This is a genomic window from Pseudomonas sp. MF08831, assembly GCF_059862645.1.
In genome coordinates, this window is record NZ_JCBCUX010000002.1 from 472,562 (window position 1) to 495,657 (window position 23,096).

Consider the following 23,096-nt stretch of genomic DNA (forward strand, 5'->3'; position numbering starts at 1 on the left):
GCAGCTCTCATAAGTGGATTTACAGGTCGTTCAGATGGGCCTGGGCCCATTCACGCACCTCGGCGTAGGGATACGCCTCCAGCGCAGCGAAGCCCGGAATACCGCGCGCCTTCAACTTGGTAAACAGCGGCACGCTGATACCCCCCAGGAATCGTGTCAACCGCTCCGCGCCCGGCAATTGCCCGGTGTGCTCATGGTGCCTGTGGATAAAATCACCGCACAGTGCCATGAAGTTTTTATCCACAAGCGCTGGCAAACTCGGGGGTGGCGGTAAATGCGCCACATGGCCATGACATACCGAGCAATGCCCGCAGCGCAGCGGCGCGTTTTCATCGCCAAAGTAGTGGGCCAAACGCTGGCCCAGGCAATCCTCGGTGGCAAACAGATCGAGCATGGCATGGATCCGCGCCACCTCCGTCACCTCGTGCTGCTTGAAGCCTGTGTATAACTCCTCACTCAACACCCGTGGATCGAACTCGGTGTGCAGCAAGCTGTAAACCTCCGTCATCTGCTTACTTTCCAGCTCGATCAGGCCCTGCTCCTGGAAGTAATCGAGCGCTTTTACCACCCGGCTACGCTCGGCATTGTGCTGTTGGTACAGCGCGTCGAAATCCACGGTCGCCCAGGTTCTGGCGCGACTGCATACCTGAATGATCGACGCGACAAACTGCTGTCGCTCGCCGGAAAAACGCGCCAGCAACGCTTCGGGTTCGATCAGGTATTTGAAGCGGTACTCGGCGTAAAAAGCATAACGCGGCGCAATTACGCCCTTGAGCTCCAATTGCACCAGCAGCGTTTTCAATGGCAGCTCGCGGATGTTGCTGTGGTCCGACAGCGACCTCAACAAGAACTCCCACTGCCCCTCGCCGCGCGCCGCCTGCAACTCCTCCAGCACACGGAGAATGCCCGCCTGCTCCGGCGTGTCGCCGTACACGAAGTTTTCCAGCACATTGAGGCTGTCGCGGTTGGCCAGCACCAGGCAATCGGATGGCTGCCCGTCCCGCCCTGCACGGCCGATTTCCTGGCTGTAGTTCTCAATGGATTTAGGCAGGTCGAAGTGCACCACGTTGCGGATGTCACTTTTATCGATGCCCATGCCGAATGCGATGGTGGCGACGATGCAATTGGAGCGCCCACCCATAAAACGCTGCTGGATACCCTCGCGTTTGCCGTGGGGCAAACCGGCGTGATAAGCCTCGGCCTGAATGCCGTTGCGGTTCAGATGTTCGGCGATCTGCTCAGCGGTTTTCTGCAAGGTGACGTAGACGATACTCGGCTGATTGGCTCGCTCGCTCATCCATTCGACCAGGCGCCGACGTTTGTCATGCCCGCTCACCGGCTCCACCAGCAAGTTGAGATTGGGCCGGTAAAAGCCTGTGGTGATGACATCGTCCGGCGCAATGGCGAACTTCGCCTGCATGTCGGCAATCACCTTGGGCGTCGCCGTAGCCGTCAGCAGCAGCGCTTGTGGGATATTGAACTGACGCTGGTAGTCCGGCAGCTTCAAATAGTCCGGACGGAAGTTGTGGCCCCACTCGGAAATACAGTGCGCCTCGTCCACCACCAACAGCGAGATCTGCACGCTTTGCAGAAAGTTACGGAAGCGCTCGTTCTTCAAGCGCTCCACGGAAATCATCAGAATTTTCAGCTCGCCCGAACGCGCACGGGCCATCACATCATTGGCGTCCTCGCGGCTCTGCGCCGAATCAATACTGCCGGCGCAAATGCCATGGCGCTGCAGGAAACCCAGCTGGTCCTGCATCAACGCCAACAACGGCGATACCACCAGCGTCAGGTGCGGCAGCAGCACCGCCGACAGCTGATAACACAACGACTTGCCCGAGCCGGTGGGGAAAATAGCAGCGGCCGAACGACCGGCCAGTACGGCGCTGACCGCCTCTTCCTGGCCCAAACGAAACTGTGGATAACCAAAGACCTGTTGGAGGGTGTTGTGCATAAGCTGTCACTCCATTGACCGCTGAACGAGCGCAAAACATAGACCAGCGCGCTCCGCGAATCGAGAAAGGTCACAAGGAAAAAAGAGACAGGATGATACAGGGGTAGAGGATGGCCCAGGGCCGACGTGGGATGTTTCGCGCGGATTTGTCGGAGCACTAAGAACCAGATGTGGGAGCTGCATTTTAGATCCGCTCTACCTGCTGACTTAGCAGTTTTGCGTTTGATTTTATCCCGCCTGCGAACCGAAGCATTGCGCTACGATCAAGCCTTGCGCCCCAAGAGTGCGCTGCAATGAGCGAACCGACGTTTGAACAAAAACAGGATCACTACCGCAAGATCCGTCGCTCCAATTGGTTGGCCAGTCTGCGCCTGGAAAGATTCGACACCCAGCCGACCGACTTCGACAAACCTCTGCCGCCCCGCGAAGCCGTGCTTGCCAAGTACCGCGCCGTCGCCTCCTATCCCACTGAGACTCACTGATCGTTCCTCACGCTCTGCGTGGGAACGATCCAAATGATTGAACCATATGTTTGTTGCTCGAAATAACGCTGACTTCTAAGGCCCGCTCCAAACTGCAACCGGCAGTCGAAATACAGCCATAACCAATCCAACCACTGAGCTAAACCTGTGGGAGCGGGCTTGCCCGCGATGGCGGCATGTCAGGCAATATTTCCATACCTGACACACCACCATCGCGGACAAGCCCGGGTCCCACATTGGGTGGGTGTTACCAAAAAATCACTGTCAAACCTCAAATGCCGGAAAGCTCTGTGGGAAGCAGACAAAGACGATGTAGCCCTCTTCCCAAACTGCTTAAAACAGCTATCTCACCCTCTACATAACCTCCCTTCACATGACCGAAACTAGTGACCTCTCCACTGTCCCGGCAAAAACCCGTGAATATCGAAAGGACTCAATACATCGGCCACTATGGCGTCACCTTCACAATGATTCGCCTCACTGTTGTGCCTGACAGTCGGCATGCCTTGGCTAACCTGTGCCTGCTTGAAGCGAAAACAGCTGCGCGGAAAGTGCGTGATCAGATACGCAGCTTGTACGAGAAAATGTTGGCCCGAGATTTATCCTGCGAGAGAGCAGTCGCGATTTCCCAACCGCTGAGACGGAGCCAGGCCGACCGGTTAAACGATCAAAATGTGTTCATCAAACAAATAATTTCCGGCGCGATTAAAGCCCCGGGGATAGCTATATCTACGGTAACGGCTGGCTTAGTTGGCGATACGATTTCCGGCAAGCTTCGCAGGTATAACGCAGGTGACACCATCATCGGATTGGACGCAAATGTGAGAGGAGGAATCGGGCCTCAGCGGTCAACACTCTCAATGCATGTCTACTCAGACGAGTCTTGATCACATGGACCTTTACCTTCAATCCGCGATTTTTCTCCTTATCTATATGGTGGTGCATTACCAGATCACCGACCCCACGCTTAGAAAGCGCTTCGCCATCACCTGTCTCGCCACAGGTCTCACTTTGACGTTCCTGCTACCCTACGTAGCGGTGATCCTCAGAATGCCATTCCTACCGGTCTTCATATTCTTGTTAGGGTTGCTACTCTTCATCACCCGAAACACATTCCGCCGACAATGCAACCATCCCCCTCACCCACTTCTGCGTGCTCCCACCATGAACCTGGCCCCCAACTTCCCCGAAGACCCCGTCATGCGGCAGCTCCTGCAATTGCTGCACGAAGAAATCGGTCTGCCGAAGCACACGACCCTTCGCCTTGACACCTCGCTCAACTTCGACCTTGGCTGCGACCGCGCTGAGGCCAGGCAATTTATGGAAGCGCTGGAGCAGGATTTTGCAGTCGATCTGGGCGACTACGATGCCTACCGTTACTTCCAACCGCCGGTGTTCGATGTGTTCCTCAAACGCCGCGCCAAAGGCCGAGGCGACAAAGTGCCGCTGACCATCGGCATGCTCTACCTGGCCATCAAAACGCATAGCTGGGATACCCAGACCCTGGAAAACCTCAGTTGATCTGAACGACCCTGAGGATCAAATGTGGGAGCGGGCTTGCTCGCGAATGTGGTGTGTCAGGTAGAGTATCGCTCACTGATCCACCGCATGCGCGGGCAAGCCCGCTCCCACATTGGCGATGCGCTAACCTGGCGAATTGCCTACCTACCAAGGACCGTACATGGACGTATTAATGGGCCTGCTGGCCGCCCTGCTCTGGGGTGGCACGGACTTTCTTGTGGGTCTCAATGCCCGGGCTGTCGGCGTTAAACGCGCGGTGTACTTCGGCCAAGCCCTCGGTTTCCTGATCATGACTCTGCTGCTGGTCATCTTCCCGGCCTACCTGTTCAAATCCCTGAATGCCCCGTTGAACGTCTGGCTCCTGGGCATCGCGGCCGCGCTGCTCACCGTCTCCGGTGCCCTCGCGCTGTCCAAGGCTTTCGCCCTGGGCAAAGCGGCCATCGTCGCGCCGCTGGTGACGTCGTACGGCGTGGTCACTACGCTGCTGTCCTGGGCCAGTGGTGAGCACATCAGCCTGATCCAACTTGGCTGCATCGGCGCGTGCGTCGTCGGCGTGATCCTCTCCAGCATCCACAAGGACAACGGCGTTCCGCACAACCACCCACGCCTGTCCATTGCCTACGCCATGCTCGCCGCCTTGCTGTATGGCACCAGCTTCTGGCTGCAAGGTCGCTACACGCTGCCGGCACTGGGACCGATCACCATGTTGTGGCTGGGTTACCTGGTAGGCCTGTGCGTGCTGGTGGTGATGGTATTGAAGATCAAGGACGGGCTGAAAATCCCACCGCTGAAAAACTGCGCGACATTGACCGGTGCGAGCTTGATGAACCTTGGGGGTTTCTCGGCGTTTTCGTGGGGGGCGATGGCGGGGTCGGTTTCAGTGGTGACGGTGATCAGTACATTGTCGGGTGGGATTGCGGCGGTGCTGGGATTTGTGTTTTTCAAGGAACGGTTGTCGGCAATGCAAGTGTTGGGCGTTGCATTAGTGCTGGCCGGCGCAGTGGTTTTGCACATCGCCGACTAACCTTTCGCGCATAAAAAAACCGCCCACTGGGGGCGGTTTTTAACAGCTTTTGAACCTTACAACTTCGGCCCGGCCGCCTTGATCGCGTCGCTCACTTCAAACTTCTTGAAGTTCTCGATGAACAGACCCGCCAGCGCTTTCGCCGCTTCGTCGTAGGCAGCTTTATCAGCCCAGGTGTTACGTGGGTTCAACAGGCCAGTCTCAACGCCCGGTACGGCCAATGGCACGTCGAGGTTGATGGTGTCCAGGTGTTCGGTCTCAGCACCGATCAACGCGCCGCTCTGGATCGCTGCGATCACGCCGCGAGTGGTCGGGATGTTGAAGCGTTTGCCGACGCCGTAGCCGCCGCCGGTCCAGCCGGTGTTGACCAGGTAGACCTTGGAGCCGAAGCCGCGCACGCGCTTGATCAAAAGCTCAGCGTATTCGCCGGCCGGGCGTGGGAAGAACGGCGCGCCGAAGCAGGTGGAGAAGGTCGACTTGATGCCGCTGCCCGAACCCATTTCGGTCGAGCCCACCAGCGCGGTGTAGCCGGACAGGAAGTGGTAGGCCGCTTGTTCTTCGCTGAGGATCGACACAGGCGGCAGCACGCCGGTCAGGTCGCAGGTCAGGAAGATTACCGCGTTTGGCTCACCGCCCAGGTTCTTCTCGGAACGCTTGGCAACGTGCTCCAGCGGGTACGCGGCGCGGCTGTTCTGGGTCAGGCTGACGTTGGTGTAGTCGGCGTGCTTGGCATCGTCGATCACCACGTTTTCGAGCACGGTGCCGTGCTTGATGGCTTTCCAGATAACCGGCTCGTTCTTCTCGGACAGGTCGATGCACTTGGCATAGCAACCGCCTTCGATGTTGAACACCACGCCTTCGCCCCAGCCGTGTTCGTCGTCACCGATCAGGTAACGGCTTTCGTCGGCGGACAGGGTGGTTTTACCAGTGCCCGACAGACCGAAGAACAGGGTCACGTCGCCTTCTTCGCCGATGTTGGCGGCGCAGTGCATTGGCAACACATCAGCAGCCGGCAGCAGGAAGTTCTGCACCGAGAACATGGCTTTTTTCATTTCACCGGCGTAACGCATGCCGGCGATCAGGACTTTTTTCTGTGCGAAGTTGAGGATCACGCAACCGTCGGAGTTAGTGCCGTCACGCTCTGGCACACATTCGAAATTGGCCACGTTAAGCACTTGCCACTCATCACGGCCGGCCGGGTTGTACTGAGCCGGGTTGATGAACAGGCAACGACCGAACAGGTTCTGCCAGGCAGTCTGGGTGGTCATTTTCACGGCCAGGTAGTGGTCTTCTGCAGCCCCTACGTGAACGTGGGAAACGAAATGCTCTTGCGCGTTGTTGAATGCTTCTACGCGGCTCCACAGCGCATCGAACTTGTCGGCTGGGAACTTGCGGTTGATCGGGCCCCAGGCGATGGCGTCCTGGGTGGAAGGCTCTTCAACGATGAAGCGGTCGACCGGAGAACGACCGGTGCGGTGACCGGTTTCTACGACCAGCGCGCCAGTATCGGCAAGCACGCCTTCACCGCGCTGCAGGGCTTCTTTGACCAGATCGTCAACACTCAGATCGGTGTATACGGCGTTATTGGCTTGCGTCATGAGGTTCCCCGTCGGCCTATGGCCGAGTGCTCCAAACGTTTTGTAGTAGAAAGTTGCGCACTACTACCGCGAAAAAAGTGGGCCGGATTATGCCAGAAAAGCCCAAAAAGAGTAGGGCCCTCCCGTCAGAACTGCGCTAATCCGGCGTTCGTCAGGTGATTTACCTGTGCTTAAACGTTTTAGTGGCGGGTGTCGGAAGGGGTGTCGATGCCTGCGCCGGCGAACAATTGGGCTACATCGGCCGCGTCGAACAGGTAACGCTGGTTGCAGAACTGGCAGTCGATCTCGATATTGCCACCGTGTTCCACCACCAGATTCTGCGCATCTTCCAGGCCCAGGCTGACCAAGGCATTCGCCGAGCGTTCACGCGAGCAGCTGCAACGGAAGCGCAGGCCCTGTTCGTCGAACAGGCGCACGGCCTCTTCGTGGTACAGGCGATGCAAAATGGTTTCGTTATCCAGGCCCAGCAGCTCTTCAGCGGTCAGGGTGCCCGCCAGGGCGGTCAGCTTGCGCCAGCTGTCAGTGCGCTCGTCGTCGTCCTTGATGCGGTCGGCCGGCAGTTGTTGCAGCAGCAGGCCACGGGCGCGCTTGCCGTCGGCATTCAGCCAAAACTTGGTGCCGACCTGCTGAGACATCACGAAATAGTTGGTGAAGCAGTCCGACAAGGTTTCGCCGTCGAGATCGACGATGCCCTGGTAGCGCTGGCCTTCCGTCGGGTCGACGGTGATCGCCAATACGCCGTTGGCCATCAAGTCGGACAGCGTGGCGTCCGGCGCGATCAGGTCGGCGTCGTAACGGGCCAGGCCACGAATTTCGCGCTCGCTGGAGCACTCGATCATCAGCATCGGCACCGGGCCTTCGGAACGCGCCTGCAAAATCAGCAGACCGTCGAACTTCATGGTGCCCACCAGCAGCGATGCCGCCGCCATCAGTTCACCGAGCAACTGCGCAACCGGCTCCGGATAGGGATGCTTGGCGAGGACTTCGGCATAGCTGCGCTCCAGCGAGACCAGTTCGCCGCGGGCATCGTTCTCGTCGAAGATGAAGCGTTGGGTGAAGTCGGTATCCGGTAGATCAGTCATAGGTCTGGGTATCTGAATTGATGACAAAATGATTACAAGGTTTATAAAATTAAACGCTTTAGCACCATATTGGTGCGGCTTTCTCCTGGAAACGGAGGGCTAAATAGAGCGAAGAGGAACAGTTTATGAACAATCCGGGTTTGTTCCAAGCCAAGTGGAACCTCCGGCGATGGGCTCTGTGCAATCTACTCGCTATCGGACTGCTGTGTTTTTGGCTGTGGCCCACAGGCCAGATGCTGTGTGTGATTTTCGACGAATGGCTGTTTCACCTGCTCAATGACCCGCTGGCGAGCCATTCGACATGGCTGCATGTGTGGGCCGTGGCCAGTTTGCGGCCATTTGACGCGGTGGTCGGCGTGATCTTGCTGTCGCTGTTGATTCGCGGAGATTGGGTGTTCAAGGCGATTGAAGTGCGCCAGGCATTCTTCGGTTTTTTCGGGATTCTGCTGCTGTTGCTGTTCATCCGCATGCTGTTTTCCAAACTCGCAGCGCAGATGGGCTGGCAGCACAGCAGCCCGTCGATGGTGATCAGCGGGGCGATTCATATGAGTGACTACTTCCCTGGGCTGGAAAAAACCTGGGAGCTGAAGGACCGTTCGAGCCAGAGCTTCCCCGGCGATCATGCATCGGTATTGCTGATCTGGGGCATGTTCATGACGGTGTTTGCCAAGCGCATCGGCCAGGTGCTGGTGATTTGGGGCTTGGCGCTGTTGTTCATGATGCCGCGGCTGGTGGCAGGCGCCCACTGGGGGCAAGACGATTATATCGGCGGGGTATTGCTGGCGCTGTTGGCGCTGGGCTGGGGGTATTACACGCCGTTTGCGGCGAAGGTGTCGAATGGGTTGCTGCGACTGACGGCGCCGATCTTCGGTTTGCTCGGTAAGCTGCCGGTGATCGGGCGGTTGAGCGTCATACGCACCGCGGCGTAACGCCACAGGCTTATTGTGAGAGCGGGCTTGCTCGCGAAAGCGCAGTGTCAGGTTAAGCATTTTTCACTGACCCACCGCCTTCGCGAGCAAGCCCGCTCCCACATTTGGGTCTGCGTATTGCTGGAGATTTGCGCCATCACTCGTCATTACCACTGCCGCGAAACTTGAACAAATCGCGACGCTGCTTCTTGCTCGGCTTGCCATCGGTAGTCATACCGGTAGCCCCGGCCTTGCGCATGGCGGCCGCATTTTCGCGTTTGGCGATACTGGCCTCGGTTTCGGTGTACAACGCCTGCGCTTCGGGCGCGCCGCGGCGCACAACGGATAAGGCTTGCACCACGACAGTCTTTTCATCAAACCCTGCCCGAATCTGCAGCTCATCACCGACGCGCGGCTCCTTGCCCGGCTTGCAGCGTTCGCCGCGATGGTGCACTTTGCCGCTTTCGATAGCGGCCTTCGCCAGGGCGCGGGTTTTAAAGAAGCGCGCTGCCCACAGCCATTTGTCCAAACGGACTTTTTCTTCCTCTTCCTGCTTTTGAGCCACTTGAATTCCTCGCTCTGAAAAATGTCGCAACTTTACCGTTGAAGCCCTTCGACGCATAAACCCCAACGCTCACCTAAGATACGCCAGGCACCACCCTGTTTTCGCGAGGATACGCTGTGACCGACTTCCCCATTTCACTCACCTCGCCAAACCAGCGTTGCGTGGGTTGCCAGCAAAGCGAACCCCTGGGTTTCGATTTCGCATTCGCCTATCAGCCTATCGTAGATCTTCGGGACCATTCGATCTTCGCCCACGAGGCGTTGGTGCGAGGCCCGCAAGGCGAAGGTGCGCTGTCGGTGCTGGGCCAGGTCAACTCAAGCAACCGTTACCGCTTTGACCAGCGGTGTCGTACCCAAGCGATTGCCGGGGCCACTGCCTTGGGTATGCAAACTCATCTTTCGATCAATTTCATGCCCAATGCGGTTTACCGGCCCGAGCTGTGTATTCGCAGCACGCTGGAGGCGGCCCGCGCGCACAACTTTCCGCTGAACCAGCTGATTTTTGAAACACTGGAAAGCGAGCACGTAGATAACTATCGCCATTTGACCAATATTCTGCGTGAATACCGCGAATTCGGCTTCAAGACCGCCATCGACGATTTCGGTGCGGGCTATTCGGGGCTGAACCTGCTGGCCGATTTCCAACCTGACCTGATCAAACTCGACATGGCGCTGATTCGCGATGTCGACCAGGATCGTGTCCGTCAGGTAATCGTCCAGGGGATTGTCACAATCTGTGAGCAGTTGGGCGTTACTGTCATTGCCGAAGGCATCGAAAGTGCCGGCGAGCGCGACTTCCTGTCCGACTGCGGAATATTTCTGATGCAGGGTTACTGGTTCGCCAGGCCTGCATTCAAAGCCCTGGCCGAGGTTTCACCACAGGCCTGGGCGAACTGATCGGTTACCCATATTGAAGACATTTGACCATTTGACCGTTGTGGGCCTGCGTGAGTGGGTGGCACTTCCCGACTTGGGAGTGGCTGGCCTGCGCGCAAAGATCGACACCGGTGCCAGTACCTCGAGCCTGCACGCCACCGATATCGAGCCATTTGAGCGCGACGGTGAGAAGTGGGTGCGCTTTACCGCGCACCTGGGCAGCGTGGTGCAACTGCGTCACCGCCGCTGCGAGGCGCCGGTGGTGACGATGAAAACCATCAAGAGCTCCAACGGCCATGCGCAGGTGCGCTATGTGATCAGCACCACCCTCGCGCTGGGTGATCGGGTGTGGCGAGTGGAGTTCACTCTCGCCTGTCGCAAGGCAATGCGTTACCGCCTGTTGCTGGGCTCCAAGGCGCTGATTGACGGCCACTTGGTGGTCAGTCCAGGCGTCAAGTACGTTCAAGACAAGCCGGTGTTCCCGGTCTCTACTATTTCTGCCCCAGGTGCTGCATGAAGATTGCTGTGCTGTCGCGAAACCCGCGTCTGTATTCCACCCGCCGCCTGGTCGAGGCCGGCACCGAACGTGGCCACGAAATGGTGGTGATCGACACGTTGCGTGCCTATATGAACATTGCCAGCCACAAGCCGCAGATCCATTACCGGGGCAAACCGCTGGAAGGCTTTGATGCAGTGATCCCGCGTATCGGTGCCTCGGTGACGTTTTATGGCTGCGCGGTGTTGCGCCAGTTTGAAATGATGGGCGTATTCCCCCTCAACGAATCGGTAGCCATTGCCCGCTCACGCGACAAACTGCGCTCATTGCAATTGCTCTCGCGGCGCGGTATCGGCCTGCCGGTGACCGGCTTTGCCCACTCCCCCGATGACATTCCCGACCTGATCGACATGGTCAACGGCGCACCGCTGGTGATCAAAGTGCTGGAAGGCACCCAAGGCATCGGCGTGGTGCTGTGCGAAACCGCGACCGCTGCTGAATCGGTGATCGAGGCATTCATGGGCCTCAAGCAGAACATCATGGTGCAGGAATACATCAAGGAAGCTGGCGGTGCGGACATCCGCTGCTTCGTGGTGGGTGACAAGGTAATTGCGGCAATGAAACGCCAGGCCAAGCCGGGGGAATTCCGCTCCAACCTGCACCGTGGCGGCAGTGCCAGCCTGATCAAGATCACCCCGGAAGAACGCATGACCGCGCTGCGGGCAGCCAAAGTGATGGGGCTGGCGGTAGCGGGTGTGGATATCCTGCGGTCAAACCATGGGCCGTTGGTGATGGAAGTGAACTCATCGCCGGGTCTGGAAGGGATTGAGACCACTACCGGGAAGGATGTAGCGGGGATCATCATTCAGCATTTGGAAAAGAATGGTGGGCCGAATATGACGCGGACCAAGGGTAAGGGCTGAACACGCTCAGTTTCAAACACCACAAAACACTGTGGGAGCGGGCTTGCTCGCGAAGGCGTCGGGTCAGTCAATACATCTGTCGACTGACACACTGCCTTCGCGAGCAAGCCCGCTCCCACATTTGATTTCTGTTGTGTGTCAGACCGCGTCTCTAGGCAACATCAGGCCAAGCGGCAACCGCACTCGCGCTTCCAGACCACCCTCCTCCCGGTTACGCAGCTCGACATTGCCGCCATGCATCGAGGCAATCCGCCGCACAATCGCCAACCCCAAGCCCGTGCCCTTGCCGCCCCGGGCACGGTCACCACGGGTGAACGGGTTGAAGATGCCTTCCAGCTCTGCCGGGTCTATCCCCGTGCCGCGGTCCATCACACTCAACACCACATAAGGCGCAGTGCTGTCGCCGGACACATACGCCGCCACTTCCACATCGGAACCGGCATGGTGCAAGGCGTTGCCAATGAGGTTGTTGAGCAGGCGTTTCATCGACACCCGACGCAACGCAAACGGCTGAATAGGCTCCAGGCGCATGCGTACCTGTTCGCCGTTCTGGTTGTAGGGCGCCACCACCTCACGCACCAGGTCCGTCAGGTCGACTTCCTCGACCACTTCGTCGCGGCCATCGCGGATAAACGCCAGGAACTGGTCGAGAATCGCGTCCATGTCCTCGATGTCACGCACCATGTCATCCGTGAGGTCGTTGTGGTTGCCCATCAACTCCAGGGACAACCGCAACCGTGTCAACGGTGTGCGCAGGTCGTGGGACACGCCCGCCAGCATCAGCTCGCGTTCGCGGCCGGCCTGTTCAACGTCTTCCGCCATCTGGTTGAAGGCGCCGTACACTTCGGTCATCTCGCTGGGCGTATCGCTGACCGGCAGGCGTACACTGCGCCCCTGCCCCAGTTGGCGCGCGGCAAAGACCAGGCGTTTGAGTGGCTGGTTGAGCTGGCGCACGAAAATCCAGGCGGACGCCGTTGAAAGCAAGCCAATCGCCAGGAACCAGCCCAGCACGTTCCAGATCTTCTGTCCCCGCAACGGGTGCGGGTACAGCGGCACTTTGATCCACGCGTCGCCCAGGCTCGGCGCCCTCACCCACAGCGCAGGCGAAACATGCATGCGCAATCGCACCTCGGTGTCGTCCCCCAGCTCAGCCTGCATCTGGCGCTGATAAATCTCGCTGTAAGGCCAATGCTGCTCGCCTTCAGGTACACCGGCGCCGTCGACTCGAATCAGCGTCGATGCCTTGGCGACCTTTTCACGGTTTTCGGGATCGACGGCCCAATAGGCACGAAGCGTCAGGGCGACGCCGTGGCTGTATTGCCGATCCACCAGCACGTCTTCGTTCATCAACAGATAAACCAGCGTCAGTGCCTTGGAAAACAGAACGACGATCAGCACCAGCCAAAGGGTGCGTGAAAAGAAACTTTGCGGGAACCACAACGGGGTTTTCATAGGAAACGGCTGGACACCTTGCAGAAACGAGCGGCGCTCGCAGAATTGCAGACGCCGGGCATCCCGTTGACTCTCATGGAGTTAAACGCCGGATGCCCGCGCCTGCAAATCATCGGTCACTTGGTTGCGGTGCCATCCGGCACGAACACATAACCCACACCCCACACCGTCTGGATATAGCGCGGCTTGGACGGGTCCGGCTCGATCATGCGGCGCAGACGGGAAATCTGCACGTCGATGGAGCGCTCCAATGCATCCCACTCCCGGCCACGGGCCAGGTTCATCAGTTTGTCGCGCGTCAGCGGCTGGCGAGCGTTCATCACCAGGGCCTTGAGCACGGCGAACTCACCGGTGGTCAGCATGTGCACTTCTTCGCCACGCTTGAGCTCACGGGTGGCCAGCGACAGTTCATAGTCGCCAAAGGTTACGCTTTCGTCTTCGCTGCCTGGCGCGCCGGGTACCGGGGCTGCCTGACGGCGCAACACGGCTTTGACCCGGGCCATCAGCTCGTCCGGGTTGAACGGCTTGGCCAGGTAATCATCAGCGCCCAGCTCAAGGCCCTTGATGCGGCTCAACTCATCACCCTTGGCGGTAAGCATGATGATGGGGATCTGGTTGTTCGCACCGCGCAGGCGTTTGCAGGCGGTGAGGCCGTCTTCGCCGGGCAGCATCAGGTCGAGTACGACCAGATTGAACACTTCGCGCCCCAACAGGCGGTCCATCTGCTCGGTGTTTGGCACCGCGCGGGCACGGTAGCCCTTGGAGTTGAAAAAACGCTCCAGCAGGCTGCTCAGCCCCGGGTCGTCATCAACGATGAGAATTTTTTCGCCTTCAGCAGTTTGTGCAGTGCTGCTCATTAGATGCTCCTCTTATCTCGGCGCGCATTATGGCGTAGCTGCCGTTATACGCACCGTGTGCATTGTTAGCAGATTTTTCCTCTACCGCCAGCGAACCCGCCCCCTGCAACCTTCGGCGCAATCCCCCCCAGCTGCAGAACGCTGGTTATAATGCGCCGCCTTTGCACTGAGCAATGTCAGACTTTACTGCTTGCTGCCTCGCTATTTTTTACCGCGACGGGCAGCAATTTTCCGATTTCGAGGGTCAACAGGCTGCCTTTTGACCCAGGTAGCGGCGCCAGTCGGGCCGCTCAACCAGCCTTGCAACGCCTTGTTTTCCGGGCGTGCGAGCTGCTTTCAGAATTTCAGGTGGTTTTATGGACAGCATCAACAGCCGCATCGCCGAGGAACTCGGCGTACGCCCACAACAGGTCGAAGCGGCCGTCGCTCTACTGGATGAAGGCTCCACGGTGCCTTTCATCGCCCGTTACCGTAAAGAAGTGACCGGCAGCCTCGACGACATCCAGCTGCGGCACCTGGAAGAGCGCTTGCGCTACCTGCGAGAACTCGACGAACGGCGCATCAGCATCCTCGCCAGCATCGAGGAACAAGGCAAGCTGACCCCGCAACTGGAACGCGACATCAAACTCGCCGACACCAAAACCCGCCTCGAAGACCTTTACCTGCCGTACAAACAGAAGCGCCGCACCAAGGGCCAAATCGCCCTGGAAGCCGGCCTGGGCGACTTGGCGGACGGCTTGTTCAACGACCCGTCGCTGACCCCGGAAACCGAAGCCGCGCGCTTCATCAACGCCGAAAAAGGCGTCGCCGACGTCAAAGCGGCCCTCGAAGGCGCCAAGTACATCCTCATGGAGCGTTTCGCCGAAGACGCCAACTTGCTGGAAAAACTGCGTAACTACCTGAAACAGGAAGCCACCCTCAGCGCCCGCGTCATCGCTGGCAAAGAAGAGGAAGGTGCCAAGTTCCGCGACTATTTCGAGCACGACGAACCGCTCAAGAGCATGCCCTCGCACCGCGCACTGGCCATTTTCCGCGGCCGCAACGAAGGCATTCTCAGCTCCGCGCTGAAGGTCGGCGACGAGCTGCCGGGCACCATGCACCCGTGCGAAGGCATGATTGGTCAGCAATTCGGCATCCAGAATCAGAACCGCCCGGCGGACAAGTGGCTCGGTGAAGTCGTGCGCTGGACCTGGAAGGTCAAGCTCTACACCCACCTGGAAACCGACCTGCTCGGTGAGCTGCGCGACGGCGCCGAAACCGAAGCGATCAATGTTTTCGCCCACAACCTGCACGACCTGCTGCTGGCTGCCCCGGCCGGCCCGCGCGCGACTCTGGGCCTCGACCCGGGCCTGCGCACCGGCTGCAAGGTGGCCGTGGTCGACGCCACGGGCAAGCTGCTGGACCACGCCACCGTGTATCCACATGTGCCGCACAACAAGTGGGACCAGACCCTCGCCATCCTGGCTGCGCTGTGCGCCAAGCACGCCGTGGACCTGATCGCCATCGGCAACGGCACCGCCAGCCGTGAAACCGACAAGCTGGCCGCCGAGCTGATCAAAAAATACCCAGCCATGAAGATGACCAAAGTCATGGTCTCCGAGGCCGGCGCGTCGGTGTACTCGGCGTCGGAACTGGCCTCCAAGGAATTCCCGGACCTCGACGTATCGATCCGTGGCGCCGTCTCCATTGCTCGCCGCCTGCAAGACCCGCTGGCCGAGCTGGTGAAGATCGACCCTAAATCCATCGGTGTCGGCCAGTACCAGCACGATGTGTCGCAGCTGAAACTGGCACGCGGTCTGGATGCGGTGGTGGAAGACTGCGTGAACAAGGTCGGCGTGGATGTGAACACTGCCTCGGTCGCGCTGCTGGCCCGTATTTCCGGCCTCAACTCAACGCTGGCGCAGAACATCGTCACCCACCGCGACGAGAACGGCGCGTTCAAAACCCGCGCGGCGCTGAAAAAGGTCGCACGCCTGGGCGAAAAAACCTTTGAACAGGCCGCTGGCTTCCTACGCGTAATGAACGGCGACAACCCGCTGGACGCTTCGGCGGTTCACCCGGAAGCCTACCCGCTGGTACAGCGCATTGCTGCCGAGACCGACCGCGACATCCGCTCGCTGATCGGCGACGCCGCGTTCCTCAAGCGCCTGGATCCAAAGAAGTACACCGACGAAACCTTCGGCGTGCCGACCATCACCGACATTCTGCAAGAGCTGGAAAAACCTGGCCGTGACCCGCGTCCCGAGTTCAAGACCGCCGAGTTCCAGGACGGCGTCGAAGACCTCAAGGACCTGCAACTGGGCATGATCCTCGAAGGCGTGGTCACCAACGTGACCAACTTCGGCGCGTTCGTGGACATCGGCGTGCATCAGGACGGTTTGGTGCATATCTCCGCGCTTTCGGAGAAGTTCATCAAAGACCCTCGCGAAGCGGTGAAAGCCGGTGACGTGGTCAAGGTCAAGGTCATGGAAGTCGACATTCCACGCAAACGCGTTGGCCTGTCGATGCGCATGAGCGACACCCCCGGCGAGAAAATCGACGGTGCCCGTGGCGCTCGCCCAGGCTCGGCGCCACGCCAGTCGCAGAACAACGCACCGCGCAAAGAAACTGCCACCGCAGCGCCAAGCAACAACGCCATGGCGTCGCTGTTTGCCAATGCCAAGCAGTTGAAGAAACGCTGATGCAAATCCCGGCCGGTTTGACCCAGAGCGCGTTCAGCGAGCTGATCGGCTGTCGCCTGCAACGCCTGGACGAGGGCGTTGCCGAGGTGGCCCTGACCCTGGAGCCGCAGCTGCGCAACCGTGCAGGCAAGCTCCACGGCGGGGCGATTTTCAGCCTGGTGGACATCACCATGGGGCTGGCCTGTTCCAGCTCCCATGGTTTCGACCAGCAGAGCGCGACCATCGAGTGCAAAATCAACTATATCCGTGCCGTGTCCGATGGCGACGTGCTGTGCACCAGCCGTGTTATCCACGCGGGTCGGCGCACATTGGTGGTCGAAGCGGAGGTGTATCAGGACGACAAACTGGTCGCAAAAGCACAAGGCACATTCGCTGTCCTATAGCTCCCCGCCCTCGATTTGAGTTAATTTCGGCGCTGCGACAACAGCGTCGGAATTTTCTTGCTGCGCTATAGCCCAATTCATGGAGTGAAGTAGGCTTTTTCAAAGCGGGTCAAATCGACTCAAAACCAGGCGATAACGCCAGTTTTAACTTCACCCTTGTAGACCGTCCTGCCCACCCCCATATTGGGGCGACTGACGCGTGAAGGAATCCAACTTGAGCGAACTTCTCAACCGCCGCCTGGCCTTGCTCGGCAAGCGCGAACACCTCTCCCTGCTAGAGCAGTGCTTGCACGGCATCGAGCGCGAATGCCTACGCGTCACCGGTGAGGGTCGCCTGGCACAAACGCCGCACCCCGAAGCCCTGGGCGCCGCGTTGACCAACGAATTGATCACCACCGACTACTCGGAATCGCTGCTGGAGTTTATTACCCCAGCCCTGCCCAACCCGGCCGATACCCTGAGCAGCCTGGACAAGATCCATCGCTTTGCCTACAGCAAACTCGGCAACGAGTACCTGTGGAGCCCTTCGATGCCGTGCCCGCTGCCGGCTGAGGAAGATATCCCGATTGCCTACTACGGCACCTCCAATATCGGCCAGCTCAAGTACGTTTACCGCAAGGGCCTGGCCCTGCGTTACGGCAAGACCATGCAGTGCATCGCCGGCATTCACTACAACTTTTCCCTGCCGGAGCAGTTGTGGCCCTTGCTCAAGGAGACTGAAGGTTTCGTCGGTACCGACCGCGACTACCAGTCCACGGCCTACATTGCATTGATCCGTAACTTCCGCCGCTACAGCTGGCTGCTGATGTACCTGTTCGGCGCCTCGCCGGCCCTGGACGCAGGTTTCCTGCGCGGTCGCTCGCACCAGTTGGAAGTGCTGGACGCCGACACGCTGTACCTGCCGTACGCCACCAGCTTGCGCATGAGCGACCTGGGTTACCAGAGCAACGCCCAGGCCGGCCTCACGCCGTGCTACAACGACCTGGCCAGCTACACCGACAGCCTGCGCGAAGCGGTGGCAACGCCTTACGCGCCTTATGTCGAAGTTGGCACCCATAAGGACGGTGAGTGGGTTCAGCTCAACACCAACATCCTGCAGATCGAAAACGAGTACTACTCCAACATTCGCCCCAAGCGCGTGACCTACACCGGCGAGCGCCCCATTCAGGCGCTGATGGCCCGTGGCATCCAGTACATCGAAGTGCGTTGCCTGGACATCAACCCGTTCCTGCCCATGGGCATTGACTTGCCGGAGTCGCGCTTCCTCGACGCATTCCTGCTGTATTGCGCACTGAACGACAGCCCGCTGTTCGCCAACAACGAGTGCGGCAATGCCACCTCCAACTTCCTCAGCGTGGTCAAGGAAGGCCGCCGTCCGGGCCTGCAGTTGCAGCGTCAGGGCCAGCCTGTGGACATGAAGGAATGGGCCACCGAGCTGCTGGAGCACATTGCGCCGTTGGCAGCGTTGCTGGATCAGAGCCATGGCATGACCGAGCACAGCGAGGCGCTGGACGCTCAGCTGGCGAAGGTCAAGGATCCGTCCCTGACGCCATCAGCCCAGGTGTTGGCGGCGATGGCCGAGCGCAAGGAAAGCTTTGCGCAATTCTCCCTGCACCAGAGCGAGGTGCACGCCGAGCATTTCCGTAAAGAGCCGCTGCCGGCCGAAGAACAGGCGCGCTTTGAAGAACTGGCGCGCACGTCGCTGGCGCAACAGGCGGAACTGGAGCAGAACGAGGTCGGCGACTTCGATGTGTTCGTCGGGTCGTACCAGGCGAGCATCCTGGCAATCAGTAACTAACTGAAGCCGAACCCGGCTCGAAATGTGGGAGGGGGCTTGCCCCCGATAGCAGAGTGTCAGTCACCCATCAGTGACTGATCCGCCGCCATCGGGGGCAAGCCTCCTCCCACATTTTTGCCCTCATCAAGCTCAAGATTTGCTTCAACCTTTCTTCACATAAGCTAATTCGAAAACGTTATTTATTTTCGGGTTCTTAGATCATTTAGTCTCCTCACACGCCGACCCTCGGCCGCCTGATTGAGGAGCTTCCCCTTGAAACTGCTTACCCCTCTGCGCCTCTTGGCCGCATTGTCCCTGGCCGGTGCCAGCCTGTTTGCCCAGGCGGCAGATGTCACCATCGCTTATCAAACCACCGTGGACCCGGCGAAAGTCGCCCAGGCCGACGGCGCGTACGAAAAAGCCACTAACGCCAAGATCGATTGGCGCAAATTCGACAATGGCGCCGACATCATCGCTGCCATCGCCTCCGGCGACGTGCAGATCGGCTATCTCGGTTCCAGCCCGCTGACCGCTGCCGTGACCCGCAAAGTCCCAGTGGAAACCTTCCTCGTCGCCACCCAGATCGGCGGCGCCGAAGCCTTGGTAGCGCGCAACGGTTCAGGGATCAACAGCCCGCAGGACCTGATCGGCAAAAAGATCGCTGTGCCGTTCGTGTCCACCGGCCACTACAGCCTGTTGGCCGCGCTGAAGCACTGGAACATCGACCCTTCGAAGGTGACCATCCTCAACCTCGCGCCGCCGGCCATCATCGCCGCCTGGAAGCGCGGTGACATCGACGCCACCTACGTGTGGGACCCCGCCCTGGGCGTGGCCAAGGAAAACGGCAAGGTGCTGATCACCTCCGGCGAACTGGCCAAGTTCGGCGCGCCGACCTTCGACGCGTGGATCGTGCGCAAAGACTTCGCCGAGAAGCACCCGGAAATCGTCACCGCCTTCGCCAAAGTCACGCTGGACGCCTACGCCGCGTACCGCAAGGACCCACAAGCGTGGCTCGCCGACACAGGCAACGTCGACAAGCTGGTCAAGCTTTCCGGCGCCAAGGCCAGTGACATCCCGCTGCTGCTGCAAGGCAACGTCTACCCGCTGGCCGCTGATCAGGTGACCCTGCTGGGCGCCCCGACCACCAAGGCTGTGACCGACACCGCCGCGTTTCTCAAGGAGCAAGGCAAGGTCGACGCCGTGCTGCCGGACTACGCCCCTTACGTCAGCGCCAAGTTCATCACTAACTGATTCAAGGAGTTCATTGCGATGGCCTTGCTACAACTGGAGCGCATCAGCGCACAGTACCCAGGCGCCACAGAACCGGTACTGTCTGATATTTCACTGGACCTTGGGCCCCAGCAATTGCTGGTAGCTCTCGGCCCGTCCGGCAGTGGCAAGACCTCGCTGTTGAACCTGATTGCCGGTTTCGTCGAACCCTCTGCCGGGCGCATCACCCTCGATGGCGTGCCGGTCAAAGGCCCCAGCGCCGAGCGTGGCGTGGTGTTCCAGGACGACGCCCTGCTGCCCTGGCAGGACGTGTTGGCCAACGTCGGCTTCGGCCTCGAACTGGCTGGCGTGCCCAAGGCACAACGCGAAGTACGCGCCCGTGAAATGCTCGCGCTGGTCGACCTTGCCGGCTTCGACAGTCGCCGTATCTGGCAACTCTCCGGCGGCCAGAAACAGCGCGTGGGCCTGGCCCGCGCGCTGGCAGCCGACCCGCGTGTACTGCTGATGGACGAACCCTTCGGTGCCCTCGATGCCTTCACCCGCGAACAGATGCAGGAGTTGCTGCTGCAAGTCTGGCGGCGCACGGCCAAGCCGGTGTTCCTGATCACCCATGACATCGAAGAGGCGGTGTTCCTCGCCACCGATTTGATCCTGTTGGCGCCCAACCCGGGCCAGATCGTCGAGCGCCTGCACCTGGACTTCGGCCAGCGCTACGCCGCCGGTGAATCGGCGCGCGCGATCAAGTCCGACCCGCGCTTTATCGAAACCCGCGAGCACGTGCTGGGCAAAGTGTTCTCGCAACGGCAGGTGTCCGCATGAGCAGTTACGAACTCCCCGCCACCGCCGCCAAGCCGGTGGCTCACGCCGTTATTCCTGTGCGTCGCAGCCTGAGCACACGCTGGATCAGCGTGCTCACTTTGTTTGCCTTGTTGGCACTCTGGTGGGCGGTGACTGCCACCGGTTTGATCGAACCGCTGTTCCTGCCGCCACCGTCCGCCGTGCTGCAAAAAGGCTGGCTGCTGGCGACCACTGGCTACATGGATTCCACCTTGTGGCAGCACTTGGGCGCGAGCCTGCAGCGCATCGGCCTGGGCCTGGGTTTTGCGGTGCTGACCGCCGTGCCGGTGGGCATTGCCATCGGGGCCAACCGTATCGCGCGCGGCATTCTCGACCCGCTGATTGAGTTCTACCGGCCGATTCCACCGCTGGCTTATCTGCCACTGATCGTGATCTGGTGCGGCATCGGCGAGCTGTCCAAGGTGCTGCTGATTTATCTCGCGATCTTCGCGCCTATCGCCATCGCCACTGCCACCGGCGTGCGCACCGTCGACCCGGCCAAGCTGCGGGCCGCGCAATCGTTGGGCGCCACCCGTGCCCAATTGATTCGCCACGTGATCCTGCCCAGCGCCCTGCCCGACATCCTCACCGGTGTGCGCATCGGCCTGGGCGTAGGCTGGTCGACCTTGGTTGCGGCCGAGTTGATCGCCGCCACCAGCGGCCTGGGTTTTATGGTGCAGTCGGCGGCGCAGTTCCTGGTCACCGATGTGGTGGTGCTGGGGATTCTGGTGATCGCCCTGATCGCTTTCGCCATGGAAATGGGCCTGCGTGCCCTGCAGCGTAAATGGGTGCCCTGGCATGGCCAGGCACATTGAGTGAGAAGAGCATGAGCAGCCTGACCGTTACGCCTTTAAGCACCGCCCTGGGCGCCCAGATCAGTGGCGTCGATATCACCCAGCCGCTGAACCTGGAACAGCGCGACGCCATTGAGCAGGCATTGCTCACCCACTCGGTGCTGTTTTTCCGTGGCCAAGCCGTTACCCCGCAGCAACAGGCGCGGTTCGCGGCAAATTTTGGCGACCTGCACATTCACCCGATTTACCCCAACGTGCCGGAGCAGCCCGAAGTGCTGATTCTGGATACCGCCGTGACCGACGTGCGTGACAACGCCGTGTGGCACACCGACGTGACCTTCCTGCCCACTCCGGCCCTCGGCGCGGTGCTCAGCGCCAAGCTGCTGCCGGCGTTTGGTGGCGACACGTTGTGGGCCAGTGGCATTGCGGCGTATGAGGCGCTGTCTGAGCCATTCAAGCGCCTGCTCGATGGCCTGACGGCGACTCATGACTTCACCAAGTCCTTCCCGCTGGAGCGCTTTGGCAACACCGCCGACGACCTGGCGCGCTGGGAAGAAACCCGCAAGAAAAACCCGCCGCTGTCGCACCCGGTAGTGCGCACGCACCCGGTGAGTGGGCGCAAGTCGTTGTTTGTCAGCGATGGGTTTACCACCAGGATCAATGAGCTGGAGCCGCCTGAAAGCGAAGCCATTCTCAAGCTGTTGTTTGCTCATGCGACACGGCCAGAGTTCACCATCCGCTGGCGCTGGCAGGAGAACGACGTAGCGTTCTGGGACAACCGCGTGACCCAGCATTACGCGGTCGATGACTACCGGCCACAACGGCGAGTGATGCACCGCGCGACAATTCTGGGCGACGTGCCCTTTTAAGCCAGGCACAACCTTCATCGACTGACCCACCGTCATCGCGGGCAAGCCCGGCTCCCACAGTGATCGAGTCGTAGCGAATACATTTGCCACGCTGAAGAGCAAAAATGTGGGAGGGGGCTTGCCCCCGATAGCTCCGGGTCAGTCAACGGGTCACGTGACTGCCACCGCCATCGGGGCAAGCCCCCTCCCACATTGACCCGGTGCTATCAAGTTATTCAGCGGTCGATGACTACCGGCCACAACGGCGAGTGATGCACCGCGCGATGACTCTTGGGGATGTGCCGTTCTAGTCGCCACACTGCACATAAAATGTGGGAGGGGGCTTGCCCCCGATAGCTCTGAGTCAGTCAACGGGTCACGTGACTGCCACCGCCATCGGGGGCAAGCCCCCTCCCACATTGACCCGGTGCTATCAGGTTATCCAGCGGTCGATAACTACCGGCCACAGCGGCGAGTGATGTGCCGCGCGATGACTCTTGGGGATGTGCCGTTCTGGTCGCCACACTTCACATAAAATGTGGGAGGGGGCTTGCCACCGATAGCTCTGGGTCAGTCAACGGGTCACGTGACTGCCACCGCCATCGGGGCAAGCCCCCTCCCACATTGACCCGGTGCTATCAGGTTATTCAGCGGTCGATGACTACCGGCCGCAGCGGCGAGTGATGTACCGCGCGACGATTCTTGGGGACGTGCCGTTCTAGTCGCCACACTGCACATAAAATGTGGGAGGGGGCTTGCCCCCGATAGCTCTGGGTCAGTCAACGGGTCACGTGACTGACACCGCC

The 23,096-nt window shown here is 59.9% G+C and carries 20 protein-coding genes and 1 pseudogene; 15 read left to right on the plus strand and 6 right to left on the minus strand.

Annotation, left to right across the window (positions count from 1 at the left end; all coding sequences use genetic code 11):
• Positions 1 to 19 precede the first annotated feature (19 nt).
• Entirely contained in the window at positions 20 to 1,957 is a 1,938-nt protein-coding gene (locus AC19YS_RS05465) for a RecQ family ATP-dependent DNA helicase (protein ID WP_200624258.1), read from the minus strand.
• Positions 1,958 to 2,250: 293 nt separating this feature from the next.
• On the opposite strand from AC19YS_RS05465, the gene AC19YS_RS05470 reads away from it, so the two are divergent.
• The 3 genes from AC19YS_RS05470 to AC19YS_RS05480 all read left to right on the plus strand — a co-directional run bounded on the left by AC19YS_RS05470 (position 2,251) and on the right by AC19YS_RS05480 (position 4,984).
• Positions 2,251 to 2,439 carry a YhfG family protein gene (locus AC19YS_RS05470; protein WP_500601134.1) on the plus strand — a complete coding sequence of 63 codons (189 nt, stop codon included), beginning with the start codon at positions 2,251 to 2,253 and terminating at the stop codon, positions 2,437 to 2,439.
• A 1,164-nt stretch (positions 2,440 to 3,603) separates the two neighbouring features.
• A complete protein-coding gene (locus AC19YS_RS05475) occupies positions 3,604 to 3,960 on the plus strand; it encodes a DUF1493 family protein (RefSeq protein ID WP_500601217.1) in 357 nt (118 codons plus the stop codon).
• 160 nt (positions 3,961 to 4,120) lie between these two features.
• Positions 4,121 to 4,984, plus strand: coding sequence for a DMT family transporter (locus tag AC19YS_RS05480; protein WP_500601135.1), 864 nt, complete (start codon positions 4,121 to 4,123; stop codon positions 4,982 to 4,984).
• A 56-nt stretch (positions 4,985 to 5,040) separates the two neighbouring features.
• Here the strand turns inward: AC19YS_RS05480 and AC19YS_RS05485 are convergent, their stop codons facing one another.
• Positions 5,041 to 6,582 carry a phosphoenolpyruvate carboxykinase gene (locus tag AC19YS_RS05485; RefSeq protein WP_119738189.1) on the minus strand — a complete coding sequence of 514 codons (1,542 nt, stop codon included), beginning with the start codon at positions 6,580 to 6,582 and terminating at the stop codon, positions 5,041 to 5,043.
• Between the two features lie 179 nt (positions 6,583 to 6,761).
• On the minus strand, positions 6,762 to 7,664 hold the full coding sequence (gene hslO, locus AC19YS_RS05490) for an Hsp33 family molecular chaperone HslO (RefSeq protein WP_106577412.1): 903 nt from the start codon (positions 7,662 to 7,664) through the stop codon (positions 6,762 to 6,764).
• Positions 7,665 to 7,789: 125 nt separating this feature from the next.
• Here hslO and AC19YS_RS05495 point away from each other — a divergent pair, with 125 nt between their 5' ends.
• Complete coding sequence (locus AC19YS_RS05495) at positions 7,790 to 8,593, plus strand: phosphatase PAP2 family protein (RefSeq protein WP_200624257.1); 804 nt, start codon at positions 7,790 to 7,792, stop codon at positions 8,591 to 8,593.
• A 136-nt stretch (positions 8,594 to 8,729) separates the two neighbouring features.
• Here AC19YS_RS05495 and AC19YS_RS05500 read toward each other — a convergent pair whose 3' ends face one another.
• Positions 8,730 to 9,137 (minus strand): RNA-binding S4 domain-containing protein, encoded by a 408-nt coding sequence (locus AC19YS_RS05500; RefSeq protein WP_119738196.1) that lies wholly within the window; start codon positions 9,135 to 9,137, stop codon positions 8,730 to 8,732.
• A 116-nt stretch (positions 9,138 to 9,253) separates the two neighbouring features.
• Between AC19YS_RS05500 and rimA the strand changes: the two genes are divergently transcribed.
• Genes rimA through rimK form a run of 3 tightly spaced genes read left to right on the plus strand, consistent with a single transcriptional unit; the run spans position 9,254 to position 11,431 of the window.
• Positions 9,254 to 10,033, plus strand: coding sequence for a S6 modification regulatory phosphodiesterase RimA (gene rimA, locus AC19YS_RS05505; protein ID WP_200624256.1), 780 nt, complete (start codon positions 9,254 to 9,256; stop codon positions 10,031 to 10,033).
• A gap of 13 nt (positions 10,034 to 10,046) precedes the next feature.
• Positions 10,047 to 10,529 carry a retropepsin-like aspartic endopeptidase RimB gene (gene rimB, locus AC19YS_RS05510; protein ID WP_094950878.1) on the plus strand — a complete coding sequence of 161 codons (483 nt, stop codon included), beginning with the start codon at positions 10,047 to 10,049 and terminating at the stop codon, positions 10,527 to 10,529.
• The gene (gene rimK / locus AC19YS_RS05515) at positions 10,526 to 11,431 is read left to right on the plus strand and encodes a 30S ribosomal protein S6--L-glutamate ligase (RefSeq protein WP_025855543.1); all 906 of its coding nucleotides are present in this window, start codon (positions 10,526 to 10,528) and stop codon (positions 11,429 to 11,431) included. Before rimB ends, rimK begins: the two co-directional genes overlap by 4 nt.
• Before the next feature lie 138 nt (positions 11,432 to 11,569).
• Here rimK and AC19YS_RS05520 read toward each other — a convergent pair whose 3' ends face one another.
• Both AC19YS_RS05520 and ompR read right to left on the minus strand, forming a co-directional pair.
• Positions 11,570 to 12,883: an ATP-binding protein gene (locus tag AC19YS_RS05520; protein WP_106577408.1), complete on the minus strand. Its 1,314-nt coding sequence runs from the start codon at positions 12,881 to 12,883 to the stop codon at positions 11,570 to 11,572.
• 116 nt (positions 12,884 to 12,999) lie between these two features.
• A complete protein-coding gene (gene ompR, locus AC19YS_RS05525) occupies positions 13,000 to 13,740 on the minus strand; it encodes an osmolarity response regulator transcription factor OmpR (RefSeq protein WP_053255745.1) in 741 nt (246 codons plus the stop codon).
• Between the two features lie 356 nt (positions 13,741 to 14,096).
• On the opposite strand from ompR, the gene AC19YS_RS05530 reads away from it, so the two are divergent.
• The 8 genes and pseudogenes from AC19YS_RS05530 to AC19YS_RS05565 form a co-directional block, all read left to right on the plus strand.
• The gene (locus tag AC19YS_RS05530; protein ID WP_119738198.1) at positions 14,097 to 16,421 is read left to right on the plus strand and encodes a Tex family protein; all 2,325 of its coding nucleotides are present in this window, start codon (positions 14,097 to 14,099) and stop codon (positions 16,419 to 16,421) included.
• The gene (locus AC19YS_RS05535; RefSeq protein ID WP_367242400.1) at positions 16,421 to 16,804 is read left to right on the plus strand and encodes a PaaI family thioesterase; all 384 of its coding nucleotides are present in this window, start codon (positions 16,421 to 16,423) and stop codon (positions 16,802 to 16,804) included. The genes AC19YS_RS05530 and AC19YS_RS05535 overlap by 1 nt, the downstream gene beginning before the upstream one ends.
• Positions 16,805 to 17,018: 214 nt before the next feature.
• A complete protein-coding gene (gene gshA / locus AC19YS_RS05540) occupies positions 17,019 to 18,602 on the plus strand; it encodes a glutamate--cysteine ligase (protein ID WP_106577405.1) in 1,584 nt (527 codons plus the stop codon).
• Between the two features lie 252 nt (positions 18,603 to 18,854).
• A complete protein-coding gene (gene tauA, locus AC19YS_RS05545; protein WP_106577404.1) occupies positions 18,855 to 19,832 on the plus strand; it encodes a taurine ABC transporter substrate-binding protein in 978 nt (325 codons plus the stop codon).
• 18 nt (positions 19,833 to 19,850) lie between these two features.
• A complete protein-coding gene (gene tauB / locus AC19YS_RS05550; protein WP_064450187.1) occupies positions 19,851 to 20,630 on the plus strand; it encodes a taurine ABC transporter ATP-binding subunit in 780 nt (259 codons plus the stop codon).
• A complete protein-coding gene (tauC, locus tag AC19YS_RS05555) occupies positions 20,627 to 21,463 on the plus strand; it encodes a taurine ABC transporter permease TauC (protein ID WP_145159790.1) in 837 nt (278 codons plus the stop codon). Before tauB ends, tauC begins: the two co-directional genes overlap by 4 nt.
• An 11-nt stretch (positions 21,464 to 21,474) precedes the next feature.
• On the plus strand, positions 21,475 to 22,311 hold the full coding sequence (tauD, locus tag AC19YS_RS05560) for a taurine dioxygenase (protein WP_500601136.1): 837 nt from the start codon (positions 21,475 to 21,477) through the stop codon (positions 22,309 to 22,311).
• Between the two features lie 626 nt (positions 22,312 to 22,937).
• Positions 22,938 to 23,012: pseudogene (locus AC19YS_RS05565) on the plus strand (hypothetical protein); the annotation flags it as partial.
• Positions 23,013 to 23,096 lie beyond the last annotated feature (84 nt).

Excerpts from the sequence above, each read along its gene's own strand:
- tauB (WP_064450187.1), top strand. The coding sequence starts at position 19,851 with ATGGCCTTGCTACAACTGGAGCGCATCAGCGCACAGTACCCAGGCGCC.
- AC19YS_RS05480 (WP_500601135.1), top strand. The coding sequence starts at position 4,121 with ATGGACGTATTAATGGGCCTGCTGGCCGCCCTGCTCTGGGGTGGCACG.
- AC19YS_RS05520 (WP_106577408.1), bottom strand. The coding sequence starts at position 12,883 with ATGAAAACCCCGTTGTGGTTCCCGCAAAGTTTCTTTTCACGCACCCTT.
- AC19YS_RS05495 (WP_200624257.1), top strand. The coding sequence starts at position 7,790 with ATGAACAATCCGGGTTTGTTCCAAGCCAAGTGGAACCTCCGGCGATGG.
- AC19YS_RS05485 (WP_119738189.1), bottom strand. The coding sequence starts at position 6,582 with ATGACGCAAGCCAATAACGCCGTATACACCGATCTGAGTGTTGACGAT.
- tauD (WP_500601136.1), top strand. The coding sequence starts at position 21,475 with ATGAGCAGCCTGACCGTTACGCCTTTAAGCACCGCCCTGGGCGCCCAG.
- rimK (WP_025855543.1), top strand. The coding sequence starts at position 10,526 with ATGAAGATTGCTGTGCTGTCGCGAAACCCGCGTCTGTATTCCACCCGC.
- AC19YS_RS05475 (WP_500601217.1), top strand. The coding sequence starts at position 3,604 with ATGAACCTGGCCCCCAACTTCCCCGAAGACCCCGTCATGCGGCAGCTC.
- AC19YS_RS05470 (WP_500601134.1), top strand. The coding sequence starts at position 2,251 with ATGAGCGAACCGACGTTTGAACAAAAACAGGATCACTACCGCAAGATC.
- hslO (WP_106577412.1), bottom strand. The coding sequence starts at position 7,664 with ATGACTGATCTACCGGATACCGACTTCACCCAACGCTTCATCTTCGAC.
- ompR (WP_053255745.1), bottom strand. The coding sequence starts at position 13,740 with ATGAGCAGCACTGCACAAACTGCTGAAGGCGAAAAAATTCTCATCGTT.
- AC19YS_RS05535 (WP_367242400.1), top strand. The coding sequence starts at position 16,421 with ATGCAAATCCCGGCCGGTTTGACCCAGAGCGCGTTCAGCGAGCTGATC.
- AC19YS_RS05530 (WP_119738198.1), top strand. The coding sequence starts at position 14,097 with ATGGACAGCATCAACAGCCGCATCGCCGAGGAACTCGGCGTACGCCCA.
- tauC (WP_145159790.1), top strand. The coding sequence starts at position 20,627 with ATGAGCAGTTACGAACTCCCCGCCACCGCCGCCAAGCCGGTGGCTCAC.
- AC19YS_RS05465 (WP_200624258.1), bottom strand. The coding sequence starts at position 1,957 with ATGCACAACACCCTCCAACAGGTCTTTGGTTATCCACAGTTTCGTTTG.